This window comes from Pseudomonas veronii (assembly GCF_001439695.1).
In the GTDB taxonomy this organism is placed as follows: domain Bacteria; phylum Pseudomonadota; class Gammaproteobacteria; order Pseudomonadales; family Pseudomonadaceae; genus Aquipseudomonas; species Aquipseudomonas veronii.
In genome coordinates this window covers 154,706-170,712 of the sequence record NZ_JYLL01000005.1, presented here as the reverse complement: position 1 = coordinate 170,712, position 16,007 = coordinate 154,706, and the positions used below count along the sequence as shown (strand labels likewise).

13 protein-coding genes are annotated in these 16,007 nt (G+C 62.3%); 8 read left to right on the top strand and 5 right to left on the bottom strand.

The features are described from left to right. Together TU80_RS08725 and TU80_RS08720 are read left to right on the top strand one after the other, a co-directional pair. Nucleotides 1-483 (top strand): GNAT family N-acetyltransferase, encoded by a 483-nt coding sequence (locus TU80_RS08725; protein WP_057004273.1) that lies wholly within the window; start codon nucleotides 1-3, stop codon nucleotides 481-483. A 108-nt stretch (nucleotides 484-591) separates the two neighbouring features. Beyond that, nucleotides 592-1,335 carry a YkgJ family cysteine cluster protein gene (locus tag TU80_RS08720; protein ID WP_046484579.1) on the top strand — a complete coding sequence of 248 codons (744 nt, stop codon included), beginning with the start codon at nucleotides 592-594 and terminating at the stop codon, nucleotides 1,333-1,335. Here the strand turns inward: TU80_RS08720 and TU80_RS08715 are convergent. Together TU80_RS08715 and TU80_RS08710 are read right to left on the bottom strand one after the other, a co-directional pair. Further along, on the bottom strand, nucleotides 1,332-2,120 hold the full coding sequence (locus TU80_RS08715; protein WP_057004272.1) for a transporter substrate-binding domain-containing protein: 789 nt from the start codon (nucleotides 2,118-2,120) through the stop codon (nucleotides 1,332-1,334). The genes TU80_RS08720 and TU80_RS08715 overlap by 4 nt on opposite strands. A 168-nt stretch (nucleotides 2,121-2,288) precedes the next feature. Beyond that, nucleotides 2,289-2,522: a hypothetical protein gene (locus tag TU80_RS08710; protein ID WP_017845915.1), complete on the bottom strand. Its 234-nt coding sequence runs from the start codon at nucleotides 2,520-2,522 to the stop codon at nucleotides 2,289-2,291. Nucleotides 2,523-2,737: 215 nt separating this feature from the next. Between TU80_RS08710 and TU80_RS08705 the strand changes: the two genes are divergently transcribed. The 6 genes from TU80_RS08705 (at nucleotide 2,738) to TU80_RS08680 (ending at nucleotide 12,341) form a co-directional block, all read left to right on the top strand. After that, on the top strand, nucleotides 2,738-3,904 hold the full coding sequence (locus tag TU80_RS08705; protein ID WP_046384646.1) for an efflux RND transporter periplasmic adaptor subunit: 1,167 nt from the start codon (nucleotides 2,738-2,740) through the stop codon (nucleotides 3,902-3,904). After that, a complete protein-coding gene (locus TU80_RS08700) occupies nucleotides 3,901-6,996 on the top strand; it encodes a multidrug efflux RND transporter permease subunit (RefSeq protein ID WP_057004271.1) in 3,096 nt (1,031 codons plus the stop codon). The genes TU80_RS08705 and TU80_RS08700 overlap by 4 nt, the downstream gene beginning before the upstream one ends. A gap of 9 nt (nucleotides 6,997-7,005) precedes the next feature. Further along, nucleotides 7,006-7,683 (top strand): heavy metal response regulator transcription factor, encoded by a 678-nt coding sequence (locus TU80_RS08695; RefSeq protein ID WP_017845918.1) that lies wholly within the window; start codon nucleotides 7,006-7,008, stop codon nucleotides 7,681-7,683. After that, entirely contained in the window at nucleotides 7,673-9,037 is a 1,365-nt protein-coding gene (locus TU80_RS08690) for a heavy metal sensor histidine kinase (protein ID WP_057004270.1), read from the top strand. The genes TU80_RS08695 and TU80_RS08690 overlap by 11 nt, the downstream gene beginning before the upstream one ends. A 395-nt stretch (nucleotides 9,038-9,432) precedes the next feature. Next, nucleotides 9,433-10,761 (top strand): OprD family porin, encoded by a 1,329-nt coding sequence (locus TU80_RS08685; RefSeq protein WP_057004269.1) that lies wholly within the window; start codon nucleotides 9,433-9,435, stop codon nucleotides 10,759-10,761. 86 nt (nucleotides 10,762-10,847) lie between these two features. Continuing rightward, nucleotides 10,848-12,341, top strand: a complete 1,494-nt coding sequence (locus TU80_RS08680; RefSeq protein WP_046384650.1) for a sensor domain-containing diguanylate cyclase — start codon at nucleotides 10,848-10,850, stop codon at nucleotides 12,339-12,341. Between the two features lie 95 nt (nucleotides 12,342-12,436). Here TU80_RS08680 and lpxC read toward each other — a convergent pair whose 3' ends face one another. From lpxC to ftsA, 3 genes are all read right to left on the bottom strand, one after another. After that, entirely contained in the window at nucleotides 12,437-13,348 is a 912-nt protein-coding gene (gene lpxC / locus TU80_RS08675; protein ID WP_003171886.1) for a UDP-3-O-acyl-N-acetylglucosamine deacetylase, read from the bottom strand. A gap of 112 nt (nucleotides 13,349-13,460) precedes the next feature. Then, nucleotides 13,461-14,666, bottom strand: coding sequence for a cell division protein FtsZ (ftsZ, locus tag TU80_RS08670; protein WP_017845922.1), 1,206 nt, complete (start codon nucleotides 14,664-14,666; stop codon nucleotides 13,461-13,463). Between the two features lie 69 nt (nucleotides 14,667-14,735). Then, nucleotides 14,736-15,998 carry a cell division protein FtsA gene (gene ftsA / locus TU80_RS08665; protein ID WP_017845923.1) on the bottom strand — a complete coding sequence of 421 codons (1,263 nt, stop codon included), beginning with the start codon at nucleotides 15,996-15,998 and terminating at the stop codon, nucleotides 14,736-14,738. Between the last annotated feature and the right edge of the window lie 9 nt (nucleotides 15,999-16,007).

Below are 16,007 nucleotides of genomic sequence, written 5' to 3'. Positions count from 1 at the left end.
GTGGCCGAGTATTTCCAACTGCTACGCCGCGACCTCACCCGCGACCTGCCCACGCCGCAGTGGCCGGCCGGTACGCAGTTGGATCACTACCGCGACGCATGGGCCCCGGCGATTCACGCGGTGTTGCGCATGACTCAGGCGCAAGGCGGCGGCCACGTCGCCGACCTGCAAACCTGGCAGCGGCAGTTCGTGACCGATGCCGAGTTCGACCCCACGCTGTGCCTGGTGGCGAGCAATGCCGAGGGCATCCTCGGCGTGGCCCAGTGCTGGACCAGCGCCTTCATCAAGAACCTGTCTGTACACCCCTGCGCCCAGGGCCAGGGGCTGGGCCGCGCCTTGTTGCTGCACGCCTTCCAGGTGTTCAAGCAGCGCGGCGAACCCTACGTGGACCTCAAGGTCCTGGAAAGCAACCGACGCGCCCGGCAACTCTATGAAAGCGCGGGCATGGTGTTCGTGCTGCGCGATGTGGTCAGCCAAGACTGACGGGCACTGGCGCACAACTTGCTTTCAGTGCTCCCGAACGTTGAAAAGAGGTGAAAACCCGTCACCGTTCGCGCGAGCCCTCCGACCTAGCCTGGTGACAGATCTGCCATGAACACTCATTTTTCCTGCGTCGGTTGTGGCAAATGCTGCACCGACCACCATGTCCCCCTGACCCTCGCAGAAGCCCGCCAGTGGGCGGCTGACGGCGGCAGCGTGATCGTTCTGGTGGAAGGTTTTCTCGGCAACGGCCTGGGCCTGCCACTGCAACAACGCGAACATGCCGAACGCCGTTCGGCGATGGTGCCCAGCGGCACGACCCAGGCATTCGTGGCCATCACCTTTGCCGCCTACAACCCCGGACGCTGCCGGAATCTTGACGAAGACAACCTGTGCCGCATCTATGAACGCCGACCGTTGGTCTGCCGCATCTATCCGATGGAGATCAACCCGCACATCCCGTTGAACCCTGCCGCCAAGGAATGCCCGCCGGAGTCGTGGGAACAGGGCCCGGTATTGATTGCCGGCGGCGAGTTGATGGACGCGGAACTGGCTGAACTGATCCGCCGCTCGCGCCAGGCCGACCGCGACGATGTGCAGACCAAAGAGGCGGTGTGTGCCCTGTTGGGGATTCGCACCACGGCGCTCAAGGGCGATGGCTTTACGGCGTACCTGCCGCAGATGGATGCCTTTACCCAGGCGATCGAGCGGGCGGCGAGCCAGCCCGGCGTGGCGAATGAGTGGGTGTTTCATGTGTCCGCGATGGACATCGCCGAACAGTTGCTGGACGCGGGGGCACAGCTTGCCACCGAGGTGCCGGCCAACTATGCGTTTATCCCGCTGCGCGCCGCCTAGTCGTTGGGCGCGACGGAAACGGCATCCAGGCGGTAGGGCTGAATGATCCGTTGGTATTCGCCGCTTTGCATCAGTTGTTCAAGGGCGCAGTTGAGGGCATTGCGCAAGGCGGTATCGGGCTTGCGCACCGCGATCGCCACGCCGCTGCCCAGGAGTTCGGCCGAAATGGCGGGGCCGAGGAAGTCAAAGTCCTGACCATCGACGGTATCGAGCAGCACCTCACGGATTTCCACGGTGCCTTGCAGGGTCGCATCGATATCCCCCGCCACCAGGCTGCGAATCAGTTCGTCATTGAGCCAGAAGCTCTTGACGATAACGCCCTTGGGCGCCCACCGCGCTCGGGCGAAGGCTTCGCGATTACTGCCCAGCAACACCCCGACACGCTTGCCCTTGAGCGACCGCACGGTCGGCAGCAGGCCGGATGTTCTGCGGGCGACCAGGCGCGTGGTGAACGGATACAGCTCATCGGTGAAGTTGACCCAGCGCCGACGCATCGACGTGGGCGCCATGCCCATGATTGCGTCGAACTGCCGGGCCTCCAGGGCCGGGAAGTTTTCCACCAGCACCTGGTCGACCCAGGTGCAGCGCACATTCAACTGCACGCACAGGGCGTTACCCAGGTCGATGTTCAGGCCGACCAACTGGCCTTGCGGGTTGCGGCTCTGGAAAGGCGAGAATTGCGCAGCGACGGCGAAACGGATCTCGCGCCGTGGCGACTCACCGGCGGCAACGTTATCGGCCGCCAGCAATAACGCGAGCACGGCACAAATGTGTATCAGAGCCACAGGAAACGTCCTTTTCCGGAAAGTCCAACCTCACCCTCCCGCACCGACGGAAAACGCCGGGGCGGCACGGAGGCTGTGCAAGCTTTCAAGAAACGGTCGTGGCCCTACAATCAGAAATTTCAGCAGACGTTGTAGGCAATAGTCGACACAGCGTGCGACTTATTATTCTCAGCGTTTACCCATCGAACGACGGGTGCCCGGCGGCGCCATGCCCGGGGACTTGGTATGCCCGTTCTTGGCGCCGTTCTTGTACCACGGCTGGGCGGCATTCTTGGCCCCGGCCAGTTCACCCGGTTTGAACGGAAACTTGAACGCCGGGATCTCGGTTTTTTCAACGCTTTCAGCGCTGGCCGGATCGACGAGGTCGGCCGCTTCAACAGGGGGATGTGTCGGGGAAGTCATGGAAGCTCCGGAGCAGGCAAAAATTGATGCGGGGCCAGCTTGCGGGCCACACTGGCGCGCAGTATACCTGCGCCCTCAGGATCTTTAACCACCGCCTGTACGAATGGTCGGCGTTTACTGACAGCGCTGTCAGTTAGCAGTCACCTTGCTGACCGGGTTGACGGGCTATAAAGACACCTCACTCTTCCGTTCCTCTGCCCTGGCACCTCACTTCCATGCAAATTCAACGAAAAACCGCGCTGATCGTCGGAGTCCTCGTGGTGCTGGCGATTGCAGCCTGGGCCCTGACGCGGCCGGCCAAACCCAAACTGGCGGCGCCGACAGCGATCCCGGTACGGGTGGTGAGCGTGGCGCAACAGGACATCCCGCGTTTCGTCAGCGGCATTGGGACGGTGCTGTCGTTGCACAGCGTGGTGATCCGCCCACAGGTCGACGGCATCCTCACCCGATTGCTGGTCAAGGAAGGCCAGCAGGTCAAGGCCGGGGACCTGTTGGCGACCATCGATGACCGCTCGATCCGCGCCAGCCTCGAGCAGGCCAAGGCGCTGTTGGCGGAAAACCAGGCGCAGTTGCAAGTCGCGCTGATCAACCTCAAGCGCTACAAGGCATTGAGTGTCGACGACGGCGTGTCCAAGCAGACCTATGACCAGCAACAGGCGTTGGTCAACCAACTCAATGCCACCGTCCAGGGCAATCAGGCGGCGATTGATGCGGCAAAGGTGCAGCTTTCCTACACTCAGATTCGCTCGCCGGTCAGCGGCCGCGTAGGGATTCGCACGGTGGATGAAGGCAACTTCCTGCGCACGAGCGATGCCCAGGGGCTGTTCTCGGTGACGCAGATCGACCCGATTGCCGTCGAATTTTCCCTGCCGCAACAGATGCTGCCCACTCTGCAAAGCCTGATCGCGGCCCCTACCCCAGCCAGCGTCGACGCCTACCTGGGCGCCGACACCGACGGCCAGACCGGCGACCTGCTCGGTGAAGGCCACCTGAGCCTGATCGACAACCAGATCAGTTCCACCACCGGCACCCTGCGCGCCAAGGCCGAGTTCAATAACGCCACGCAGCGCCTGTGGCCGGGGCAACTGGTGACCATCAAGATCCAGACCGGCCTCGACAAAAACGCCCTGGTGGTGCCGCCGACCGTGGTGCAACGCGGCCTGGACGCGCACTTTGTGTACCGGGTCAACGGCGACAAGGTGGAGGTGGTGCCGGTGCAGGTCACCTACCAGAACAGCGACGTGACGCTCATCAAAGGCGTACAGGCCGGTGATGTGCTCGTCAGCGATGGCCAGTCGCGGCTCAAGGCCGGCGCTCGGGTCGACGTGCTCAAAGAACCGCCGCAAGTGATCCAGACCGTCGACGCCAAGGTGCAACCATGAACGCCAGCCGCTCGCCGTCGGCGTGGTGCGTCGACCACCCGGTCGCGACCCTGCTGCTGACCTTCGCCCTGGTGTTGCTCGGGCTGATTGCCTTCCCGCAACTGGCCATCGCCCCGCTGCCGGAAGCGGAATTTCCGACAATCCAGGTCAGCGCGCAACTGCCCGGCGCCAGCCCGGACACCATGGCCTCGTCGGTGGCCACGCCGCTGGAGGTGCAATTCAGCGCCATCCCCGGCATGACCCAGATGACCTCCAGCAGCGCCTTGGGCTCCAGCCTCTTGACCCTGCAATTCACCCTGAACAAGAGCATCGACACCGCCGCCCAGGAAGTCCAGGCGGCGATCAACACCGCTTCCGGCAAGCTACCCAGGGATATGCCGACCCTGCCGACCTGGAAGAAGGTCAACCCGGCAGACAGCCCGGTGCTGATCCTCAGCGTCAGTTCCGACAGCATGCCCAGCACCGAGCTGAGCGATTACGTGGAAACCCTGCTGGCACGGCAGATCAGCCAGATCGACGGCGTCGGCCAGATCAACATCACCGGCCAGCAACGTCCGGCGATTCGCGTGCAGGCTTCGCCCGACAAGCTCGCGGCCATCGGCCTGACCCTGGCCGACATCCGCGTGGCGATCCAGCAGTCGAGCCTGAACCTGGCCAAAGGCGCGATCTACGGGGAGAACAGCGTGTCGACGCTGTCGACCAACGACCAGCTGTTTCAGCCCGGGGACTACGCCCAACTGATCGTGTCCTACAAGAATGGCGCGCCGGTTCAACTGCGCGATATCGCTAAAGTCATCAACGGCTCGGAAAACGCCTACGTACAAGCCTGGTCCGGCGACACCCCGGGGGTCAACCTGGTGATCTCGCGCCAGCCCGGCGCGAACATTGTCGAGACCGTCGACCGCATTCAAGCGCAACTGCCGCGCCTGCAGGCCATGCTGCCGGCGTCGGTGCAGGTCAGCGTGTTGAGCGACCGCACCAAGACCATCCGCGCCTCCCTGCATGAAGTGGAAGTGACCCTGCTGATCGCCGTGCTGCTGGTGGTGGCGGTGATGGCGTTGTTCCTGCGCCAGCTGTCGGCGACGTTGATTGTGTCGAGCGTGCTCGGGGTGTCGCTGATCGCCAGCTTCGCCCTGATGTACCTGATGGGCTTCAGCCTGAACAACCTGACCCTGGTGGCGATCGTCATCGCCGTGGGCTTTGTGGTGGACGATGCGATCGTGGTGGTGGAGAACATTCACCGCCATCTCGAAGCCGGGCTGGGCAAGCGTGAAGCGGCGATCAAGGGCGCCGGCGAGATTGGCTTTACCGTGGTGTCCATCAGCTTCTCGCTGGTGGCGGCGTTCATTCCGCTGCTATTCATGGGCGGCGTGGTCGGGCGCCTGTTCAAGGAATTCGCACTGACGGCGACCTCGACCATCCTGATTTCGGTGGTGGTTTCGCTGACCCTGGCGCCGACCCTCGCGGCGCTGTTCATGCGCGCCCCGACCCATCCGGCCCACGCCAAGCCCGGTTTCAGCGAACGCCTGCTGGCCGGCTATGCGCGCAACCTGCGCCGCGCCCTGGTCCATCAACGCAGCATGCTGGCGATCTTCGTGGTCACGCTGGCGCTGGCGGTGGTCGGCTACGTGTTCATCCCCAAGGGTTTTTTCCCGGTGCAGGACACCGGCTTCGTGCTCGGCACCAGCGAAGCGGCGGCCGATGTGTCGTTCCCGGACATGGTCGCCAAGCACAAGGCCCTGGCCGAGATCATCAAGGCTGACCCGGCGGTGGCAACGTTTTCCCATTCGGTGGGCGTCACCGGCAGCAACCAGACCATCGCCAACGGCCGTTTCTGGATCGCCTTGAAAGACCGCGGCGATCGCGACGTGTCCGCCAGCCAGTTCATCGACCGCATCCGCTCGAAACTGGCGAAGGTGCCGGGCATCGTGCTGTACCTGCGCGCTGGCCAGGACATCAACCTCAGCTCCGGCCCCAGCCGCGCCCAGTACCAGTACGTGCTCAAGAGCAACGACGGCGCGACATTGAATACCTGGACCCAGCGCCTCACCGAAAAACTGCGCGCCAACCCGGCGTTTCGCGACCTGTCCAACGACCTGCAACTGGGCGGCAGCATCACCCACATCAGCATCGACCGCCAGGCCGCCGCGCGCTTCGGCCTGACCGCCACCGATGTCGACCAGGCGTTGTACGACGCGTTCGGCCAGCGCCAGATCAACGAGTTCCAGACCGAAATCAACCAATACCAAGTGGTGCTGGAACTCGATACCCAGCAACGCGGCAAAGCCGAAAGCCTCAATTACTTCTATCTGCGCTCGCCGCTGACCAACGAGATGGTGCCGTTGTCGGCCCTGGCCAAGGTCGACCCGCCCAGCGTGGGCCCGCTGTCCATCAGCCATGACGGCATGTTCCCGGCGGCCAACCTGTCGTTCAACCTGGCGCCCGGCGTGGCGTTGGGGGATGCGGTGATCATGCTCAACCAGGCCAAGAACGAAATCGGCATGCCGGCCACCATCCTCGGCAACTTCCAGGGCGCGGCCCAGGCGTTCCAGAGTTCATTGGCCAGCCAGCCGTGGCTGATCCTCGCGGCGCTGGTGGCGGTGTACATCATTCTCGGCGTGCTGTACGAAAGTTTCGTCCACCCGCTGACGATCATTTCCACCCTGCCCTCGGCTGGCTTGGGCGCGTTGATCATGTTGTGGCTGCTGGGGCAGGACTTTTCGATCATGGCCCTGATCGGCCTGGTGTTGCTGATCGGCATCGTGAAGAAGAATGGCATCCTGATGATCGACTTCGCCCTCGAAGCCCAGCGGGTCAGAGGCCTGCCGCCGGAGGAAGCGATCTACGAAGCCTGCGTCACGCGGTTCCGGCCGATCATCATGACCACCCTCGCCGCCCTGCTCGGCGCCGTACCGCTGATGCTCGGCGCAGGCCCCGGTGCCGAGTTGCGCCAACCGCTGGGGATCGCGGTGGTCGGCGGCTTGCTGGTGAGCCAGGCGCTGACGCTGTTCACCACGCCGATCATATACTTGTACCTTGAGCGGTTTTTCCACCGGCCCACACCAACGCCCGCGTTGGCGACCACACATTAAGGCGGGGTCATGCGCGTACTGATCGTTGAAGATGAAGAAAAAACCGCGGACTACCTGCATCGCGGCCTGACGGAGCAAGGCTACACCGTCGACGTGGCGCGTGAAGGCGTCGAAGGTTTGCACCTGGCGCTGGAAAACGATTACGCGGTGATCGTGCTCGACGTGATGCTGCCCGGTCTCGACGGCTTCGGCGTGTTGCGTGCCCTGCGCGCGCGCAAGCAAACGCCGGTGATCATGCTCACCGCCCGCGAGCGCGTGGAAGACCGCATTCGCGGCCTGCGTGAAGGCGCCGACGATTACCTGGGCAAGCCGTTTTCGTTCCTGGAGCTGGTGGCGCGCCTGCAAGCCCTGACCCGCCGCAGTGGCGGGCACGAACCGGTGCAGGTGACGGTCGCCGACCTGTGGATCGACCTGATCAGCCGCAAGGCCAGCCGCAACGGCGTGCGCCTGGACCTGACCGCCAAGGAGTTCTCGCTGCTCAGCGTATTGGCGCGGCGCCAGGGTGAGATCCTGTCCAAGACCGCCATCGCGGAGATGGTCTGGGACATCAACTTCGACAGCGACGCCAACGTGGTCGAAGTCGCGATCAAACGCCTGCGCGCCAAGCTCGACGGGCCGTTCGAACAGAAGCTGCTGCACACCATCCGTGGCATGGGTTATGTGCTGGAGAACCGCGGTGTCAACTAACTCCATCGCGCTGCGCTTGAGCGGCATGTTCACCCTGGTGGCGCTGCTGATCTTCCTGTTGATCGGCGGCGCGCTCTATCAGCAGGTGGACCGTGGCTTGGGCCTGTTACCCGAGGCCGAACTGGATGCGCGCTACAGCGTGTTGGAGTCCTCGGTGAAGCGCTTCGGCACGCCGGAGCATTGGACCAAGATCAAGGCCAAACTCAAGTTGTTGGCCGAGGAAGACAAGCGCATCCGTTTCTGGGTGGTGAGCAGCGACCCGAACTACGAATATGGCAGCCCGGACGCACAGATCCGCGCCTTCGCCACCGGCCCGACCGGCAAGCGCGACTTGCGCCTGGCCAATCACACCGAACCGTTCAAGGTGCTGGTGAGCCAGTTCCCCGCCCAGGACCAGCGCCCGCCGTTGCGCTTCATGATCGCCATCGACACCGAAAACTTCCGCGCCACCCAGCACCACTTGCTGGTGGCGCTGATCAGCCTGGCGTTTATCGGCGTGGTGCTGGCGGCGCTGCTGGGGTTCTGGGTCTCGCGCATCGGCCTCAAGCCGCTGAGCAAACTCTCGGACGAAGCGCAGAAACTCGCACCGCCGAAACTCTCCGGGCGCCTGCAACTGTCGCCGCTGCCGCCGGAGTTGCGTCAGTTCGTCAACTCGTTCAACGCCACCCTGGACCGCGTCGAACAGGCCTACTCGCGCCTGGAATCGTTCAATGCCGACGTCGCCCATGAACTGCGCTCGCCCCTGACCAACCTGATCGGCCAGACCCAGGTGGCCCTGACACGCGGGCGCTCGGCCGAACATTATTTCGAGGTGCTGCAATCGAACCTGGAAGAACTGGAGCGCCTGCGTTCGATCATCAACGACATGCTGTTCCTCGCCAGCGCCGACCAGGGCAGCAAGGCCACCAAGCTGATCGAAAGCTCCCTGGCCGACGAAGTGGCGACCACCCTCGACTACCTGGACTTCATCCTCGAAGACGCCCAGGTCCGGGTGCACGTCCACGGCGACGCCCAGGTGCAGATCGAAAGAGCCCACCTGCGCCGCGCACTGATCAACCTGCTGAGCAACGCGGTGCAGCACACCGCGCCAGGGCAGGTCATCGCGGTGAACATCGACGTGCGGGAGCATCAGGTGGCGATCGCCGTGACCAACCCCGGCGACGCGATTGCCAGCGAGCACCTGCCTCGGCTGTTCGAACGCTTCTATCGGGTGGACGCATCGCGCAGCAACAGTGGCGCCAACCATGGGCTGGGGCTGGCCATCGTCAAGGCGATTGCGCTGATGCATGGCGGCGATGTATTCGTGCGCAGTGACGCCGGCGGCAACACCTTCGGTATTACCCTGCCGGTCTAACGCTTGAGAACACTTCAGACCAATGTGGGAGGGGGCTTGCCCCCGATGGCGACGGATCAGTCAGTACTTCAGTGACTGATACACCGCTATCGGGGGCAAGCCCCCTCCCACATTGGCATGCGCTAAATCTCTGACTGTTGCGATTTGGGCAACAGTCATTATCTTGTTACACTCTGTATCGCAGCGCTCGCCTGCGTTAATTTGACGCATCGATGAGCGCGACGGCAAAGACAGCTGACCCGCTTACCCGAATTTCCCTCGACTTTTTTCCAGGGCTCTACACTGGGAATCTGTCTTAAAGCCGCTGACTTCAGCGGCTTTTTTTTTGCCGCAAAAAAGGCCAGGCACACCCCCACGACATTGGCCGTTTCCGTTTGACCAAAGGAGCTCCACCGGTGAAGAACTCGCTGACGTTCACCCCGTTATTCCTCGCGATTACAGCAACGATCGCCCCCCTCGCCCACGCAGCAGACACCACCCCCACCGACGGTTTCGTCGAAGGCGCAAGCCTCAAGCTCAACGCCCGCAACTACTACATGAACCGCGACCGTCACGACATCCACACCGATGACAACAAAGAATGGGGCCAGGGCTTTCTCGGCATCTTCGAATCCGGCTACACCCAGGGCACCGTCGGTTTCGGCCTGGATGCCCACGCCATGCTCGGCCTCAAGCTCGACGGCGGTGGCGGCACCGACGGCTCCAGCATCCTCCCGTATGGCAACAGTCAAGGCAGCGGCAAGGCGCCGGGGTCGTTCTCCACCGCAGGCGGCACGTTGAAGATGCGCGCGTTCGACACGGAACTGAAAGCCGGCGACCTGTTCCTCAACAACCCGGTGATCGCCGGCGGCATGACCCGCATGCTGCCCCAGACCTTTCGCGGCGTAAGCCTGACCAACCACAGCCTCGACGGCTGGATGATCGAAGGCGGCCAGGCCAGCTTCACCAAGCTCTACAACCAGAGCGGCCACCAGCGCATCGGCACCAGCTACGGCACACTGCCGGAACACACCGACAGCCAGCACCTGGACTGGGCCGGCGTGTCGTTCAGCGGCGTGCCGGGACTGACCAGCAACCTGTACGCCGCCGAACTCAAGGATGTGTGGCACCAGTACTACTACGACCTGGACTACACCTACGCGCTGAACGACCTGGTCAGCCTCAACCCCGGCCTGCACTACTACCACACCCAAGACAGCGGCCAGTCGTTGCTGGGTAACATCGACAACAACACCTACAGCCTGCATTTCACCGTAGCCGTGGGCAGCCACAGCGTCACCGCCGCGTACCAGCGGGTCAACGGCAACACACCGTTCGACTACATCACCCAGGGCGACAGCGTGTACCTGGACAACTCCCAGCAATACTCGGACTTCAACGGCCCCAACGAGCGGTCGTGGAAGCTCAAGTACGCCTACGACTTCATCGGCCTCGGCATGCCGGGCCTGACCACTGCCGTGTCCTACAGCAGCGGTAAGACCGACCTGAGCAAAGTCGATCCCACCAGTCGGGGCTACAGCGCCTGGTACAGCGCCGACAGCCAGGACGCCAAGCACTGGGAACGGGACATCGACGTGAAATACGTGGTGCAGGGCGGCAACGCCAAGGATCTGTCCCTGCGCCTGCAATGGGCGACCAACCGCGGCAGCAATGGCTACTCGGCGGTGGATCGGGATGTGGATGAATACCGGGTGATCGTCGACTATCCGATCAACGTGTTCTAAGTCGCCGCACTTTCTTTGCAACCAAACAATCAATTTTCATCGGGTAGAACTAAACTGCCAGTATCTTCACCGTTGAAGTCTGCCCGATGAGTCCACGCCCTTTTCGTACCCCATCTGAACGCACAGAATTATTGTTGATGCTAGGCAGCGGCTTCACCGTCGCATTGATTGTGATTATCGTCGCGGTGCTGTTGATCCGCGAACACGCCAGCACCCTGCAGGCGGCGAAACGCTCAACCACCAACATCACCCAACTGATCAACGCCGATGTGCTGCGTAACGTCGAGCTATACGACCTCGCGCTGCAAGGGTTGATCGCCGCCACGCAGCGCACGGATTTGTCCAAGGTATCGGGGGATATCCGGCATCTGGTGCAATTCGAGCTGTCGACGGCCGCGCTGTTCAAAGACCAAGTGCTGTTGCTGGACGCCAATGGCGCCGTCGTTGCTGACTCTTCGACGCTCAAGCCGACCTCGCGTAATTTGGCTGATCGCGACTACTTCCTCGTGCATAAAATCACCAACCAGAGCGACCTGTTCATCAGCCGGCCGTTCATGATTCAGTGCCATTGCGAGCAAGTCTGGCGCATCGCGTTCAGCCGCCGCGTCACCGGCGCCAACGGCGAGTTCCTCGGGGTCGCGGTGGCCACCATGCGCCTGGCGTACTTCGATCAGTTGTTCAACAGCCTGACCATCGGCAATAGCAGCTCGGTCAACCTGTTGAGCAGCCACGGCATTCTCCTGGCCCAGCAACCGCTGCTGGAGCGCGACATGATCAACAAGGACCTGAGTGATCGCCCCAACTTCAAGCGCATGCTGCGCGAAAGAAGCGGCAGCTTTCGGGCCATCTCGACCATCACCGGCAAGGAGCGCCTGTATACCTTCACCAATGTCGGCGAGCTGCCGCTGATTGTGGTCGTGGCGTTGTCCAGTGAGGACGTGTTCGCGCCATGGAAGCGCGCGGCGACGCTGACCGGCGGCGCCACCGGCATCCTGTGTATCGGCCTGTTATGGCTGACCTGGATGCTGCGCCGGGAACTGCGCCGCCGTTTTCGCGCGGAGAAGGTGCTGTCAGAACTGGCAGCCACTGACGCGCTCACCGGCCTGGCCAACCGGCGCATTCTGGACCAACGCCTACGCCTGGAATGGGACCGCGCCCAGCGCTCCGCCGAACCGCTGACGCTGTTGATGATCGACGTCGACCACTTCAAGGCATTCAACGACCGTCATGGCCATCACGGCGGCGATGAGGCGTTGCGCAACGTCGCCCAGGTGATCGGCGGCAACATCCGTCGCCCGGCCGACCTGGCCGCACGTTATGGCGGTGAAGAGTTCGCCGTGGTGTTGCCGTCTACCGATATCAGGGGCGCATGGCTAATCGCCGAGCATATCCGCCGCGGCGTCGAGCACTTGCCACGGGTGGCAGGGGATGAACGGCCGATTACCGTGAGCATTGGCCTGAGTACGTGGGACAAGCGCAGTCGCATGTCCCTGGAGGACTTGCAGCTCAGTGCGGACCGCGCGCTGTATGAAGCCAAGCACAGTGGGCGCAATTGCATCGTGGAGGCAACGGCGCGATGACTGAGGCGAACAGGCCATTGTGGCTCACTCGCCACGGGAAATAAAAAGGGCCACCCGAAGGCAGCCCTTAAAAACTAAAGAAAGAGAGTTGTTACTTACACCGCCGCAACGGGACGCATGTAAGAGATCGGTGCGGTGCTGGCATCTTCGAAGGTCACGACTTCCCAAGCATCTGTCTGCTCAATCAACTTGCGCAGCAGCTGGTTGTTAAGGGCGTGGCCCGACTTGAAGCCTTTGAACTCGCCTATCAGGCTATTGCCCAGCAGGTAGAGGTCACCGATTGCATCGAGGATCTTGTGCTTCACGAATTCGTCTTCATAGCGAAGGCCGTCTTCGTTCAGTACACCATCCGCGTCGACCACAATGGCGTTTTCAACGCTGCCGCCGAGTGCGAGGTTGTGCTTGCGCAGGTACTCGATGTCACTCATGAAACCAAAGGTGCGGGCGCGGCTGACTTCTTTTACGAACGAAGTACTGGAAAAATCCACGCTTGCGCTTTGGGTGCGGTCGCGAAATACCGGGTGATCGAAATCGATCTCAAAGCTCACTTTAAAGCCTTCGAACGGGACGAAGGTGGCGCGCTTGTCGCCGTCTTCTACTGTCACTTCCCGCAGAATGCGAATGAACTTCTTGGCTGCGTCCTGTTCTTCCAGGCCGGCAGATTGAATCAAGAATACGAAGGGACCAGCGCTGCCATCCATGATGGGGACTTCGGACGCGGAGAGCTCGACGTAGGCGTTATCGATGCCCAGGCCAGCCATGGCCGAGAGCAAGTGCTCCACCGTGTCCACCTTGACGTCACCGTTGACCAATGTGGTCGACATCGTGGTTTCGCCGACGTTTTCCGCGCGAGCAGGAATCTGCACCACAGGGTCCAGGTCGGCACGAACAAACACGATGCCGGTGTCGACAGGTGCAGGTTTGAGGGTCAGGTATACCTTCTCCCCGGAGTGCAGACCTACACCTGTGGCACGAATAATATTCTTCAGGGTGCGTTGTTTAATCATGGCTTGGACCGCTTCAGCGCAAATTGCGAACTGGTATCAACAAAGGCTGGCGATAATAGCAGACCAGACCTTTGCTGAACACCAATCACCTTCATAGCCCTGATACATTCCATTAATCGGCCTGACGACGCAGGAATGCCGGGATGTCCAGGTAGTCCAGATCATCTTGCGGATTCGGGCTACGGGACGCTGCAGCACCGGCCTGAGCCTGATTGCGCATCACGGTCGGACGGTCCAGATCACGGTAGTTCACCGACGGCAGTTCCTGGCGCGCAGGCGCTGGAGCGGCAGCCGCTTGGCTGGCGTGGCTGTTGTGGCCGGTGTGAACGGTATTGTCGATGACCTTTACAGGCTTCTCGATTTTTGCGCCCAGACCGGTCGCGACCACGGTCACATGCAGTTCGTCGCGCATGTCCGGATCGATCACGGTGCCGACTTTGACCATCGCGTGCTCGGAAGCGAAGGCTTCGATGATGCTACCCACGTCGGAGTACTCACCCAGGGACAGGTCAGGACCGGCGGTGATGTTCACCAGGATGCCGCGTGCGCCTTGCAGGTTCACGTCTTCGAGCAACGGGTTGCGGATGGCCGCTTCGGTGGCTTCACGCGCACGGTTCGGACCGCTGGCGCAGCCAGTGCCCATCATCGCCATGCCCATTTCGCTCATCACGGTACGCACGTCGGCGAAGTCGACGTTGATCATGCCCGGGCGCTTGATGATGTCGGAGATACCGCGAACGGCACCGGCCAGTACATCGTCAGCCTTGGCGAACGCGGACAGCAGGCTCGCGTCCTTGCCCAGGATGGTCAGCAGCTTCTCGTTGGGGATGGTGATCAACGAGTCGACGCTTTCAGACAGCAGACGGATACCTTCGTCGGCGATCTGCATGCGCTTGCGGCCTTCGAACGGGAACGGACGGGTCACGACGGCGACCGTCAGAATCCCCATTTCCTTGGCCACTTCGGCGATGATCGGCGCTGCACCGGTACCGGTACCGCCGCCCATGCCGGTGGTGATGAACACCATGTTGGTGCCTTGCAGCACTTCGGCGATACGCTCGCGGTCTTCCAGCGCGGCTTGACGGCCGACTTCCGGGTTGGCGCCAGCGCCGAGGCCCTTGGTCACGGCGGTGCCCAATTGCAGGATGGTCCGCGCGCCGATGCTCTTCAGCGCCTGGGCATCAGTGTTGGCGCAGATGAATTCAACGCCTTCAATGTTGCTCTTGACCATATGGTTGACAGCGTTGCCGCCGCCACCGCCGACACCGATCACTTTGATGACCGGGCTTGCGGGGATGTTGTCTACGAGTTCGAACATTTTCCCTCTCCTTTCGTATTCTCTAGTTTTTTCGCCTACTGCTTTTTTTTACGGTGTTGCGGTAAATCGTTAGAAATTGCCTTTGACCCAAGCCTGCAACCGTTCGAACAACGGCGCTTTCGCTTCGTCGTCGCCGCGGTAGCTGTCGCGGATGCTCGGGCCCGACAGGGAAATGCCGTCGGTCTGCTTTTGCAGCCCGTACAACAGCAAGCCCACACCGGTGGAATAAATCGGGTTGCGCACCACGTCGCCCAGGCCTTTGACGCCATGGGGCACGCCCAGGCGAACTGGCATGTGGAAGATCTCTTCGGCCAGTTCGACCGCGCCTTCCATCTTCGAGGTGCCACCGGTCAGCACGATGCCGGCCGGGATCAAATCTTCGTAACCGCTGCGGCGCAGTTCCGCCTGGATCAGGGTGAACAGCTCGTCGTAGCGCGGCTCGACCACTTCGGCCAGGGCCTGGCGCGACAGCTCGCGCGGTGGACGGTCGCCCACGCTCGGCACCTTGATGGTTTCACCGGCGCCGGCCAGTTTGGCCAGGGCGCAGGCATAGCGGATCTTGATCTCTTCGGCGTACTGCGTCGGTGTGCGCAACGCCATGGCGATGTCGTTGGTGACCTGGTCGCCGGCAATCGGGATCACGGCGGTGTGACGGATCGCACCCTCGGTGAAGATCGCGATGTCGGTGGTGCCGCCGCCGATGTCGACCAGGCACACGCCCAGTTCTTTTTCGTCGTCGGTCAGTACCGAGTAGGCCGAAGCCAGTTGCTCGAGAATGATGTCGTCGATTTCCAGGCCGCAGCGACGCACGCACTTTTCAATGTTCTGTGCGGCATTGACCGCGCAGGTCACCACGTGGACCTTGGCTTCCAGGCGCACGCCTGACATGCCCAGGGGCTCGCGCACGCCTTCCTGGTTGTCGATCACGTAGTCCTGCGGCAGGGTGTGCAGCACGCGCTGGTCCGCCGGGATCGCCACGGCCTGGGCGGCGTCGAGTACGCGCTCAAGGTCGGCCGCGCTGACTTCGCGGTCGCGGATCGCCACGATGCCGTGGGAGTTCAGGCTGCGGATGTGATTGCCCGCTACGCCGACGAACGCCGAGTGAATCCGGCAACCGGCCATCAGCTGCGCTTCTTCGATGGCGCGCTGGATCGATTGCACGGTGGACTCGATGTTCACCACCACGCCCTTCTTCAGGCCCCGGGACGGATGCGTGCCAATACCGACGATTTCGATCGTGCCGTCTTCCCCGACCTCGCCCACCAGCGCCACCACCTTGGAGGTGCCGATATCGAGACCGACGATCATTTTGCCGCTTTGCACGTTTGCCATGGGTCCTGC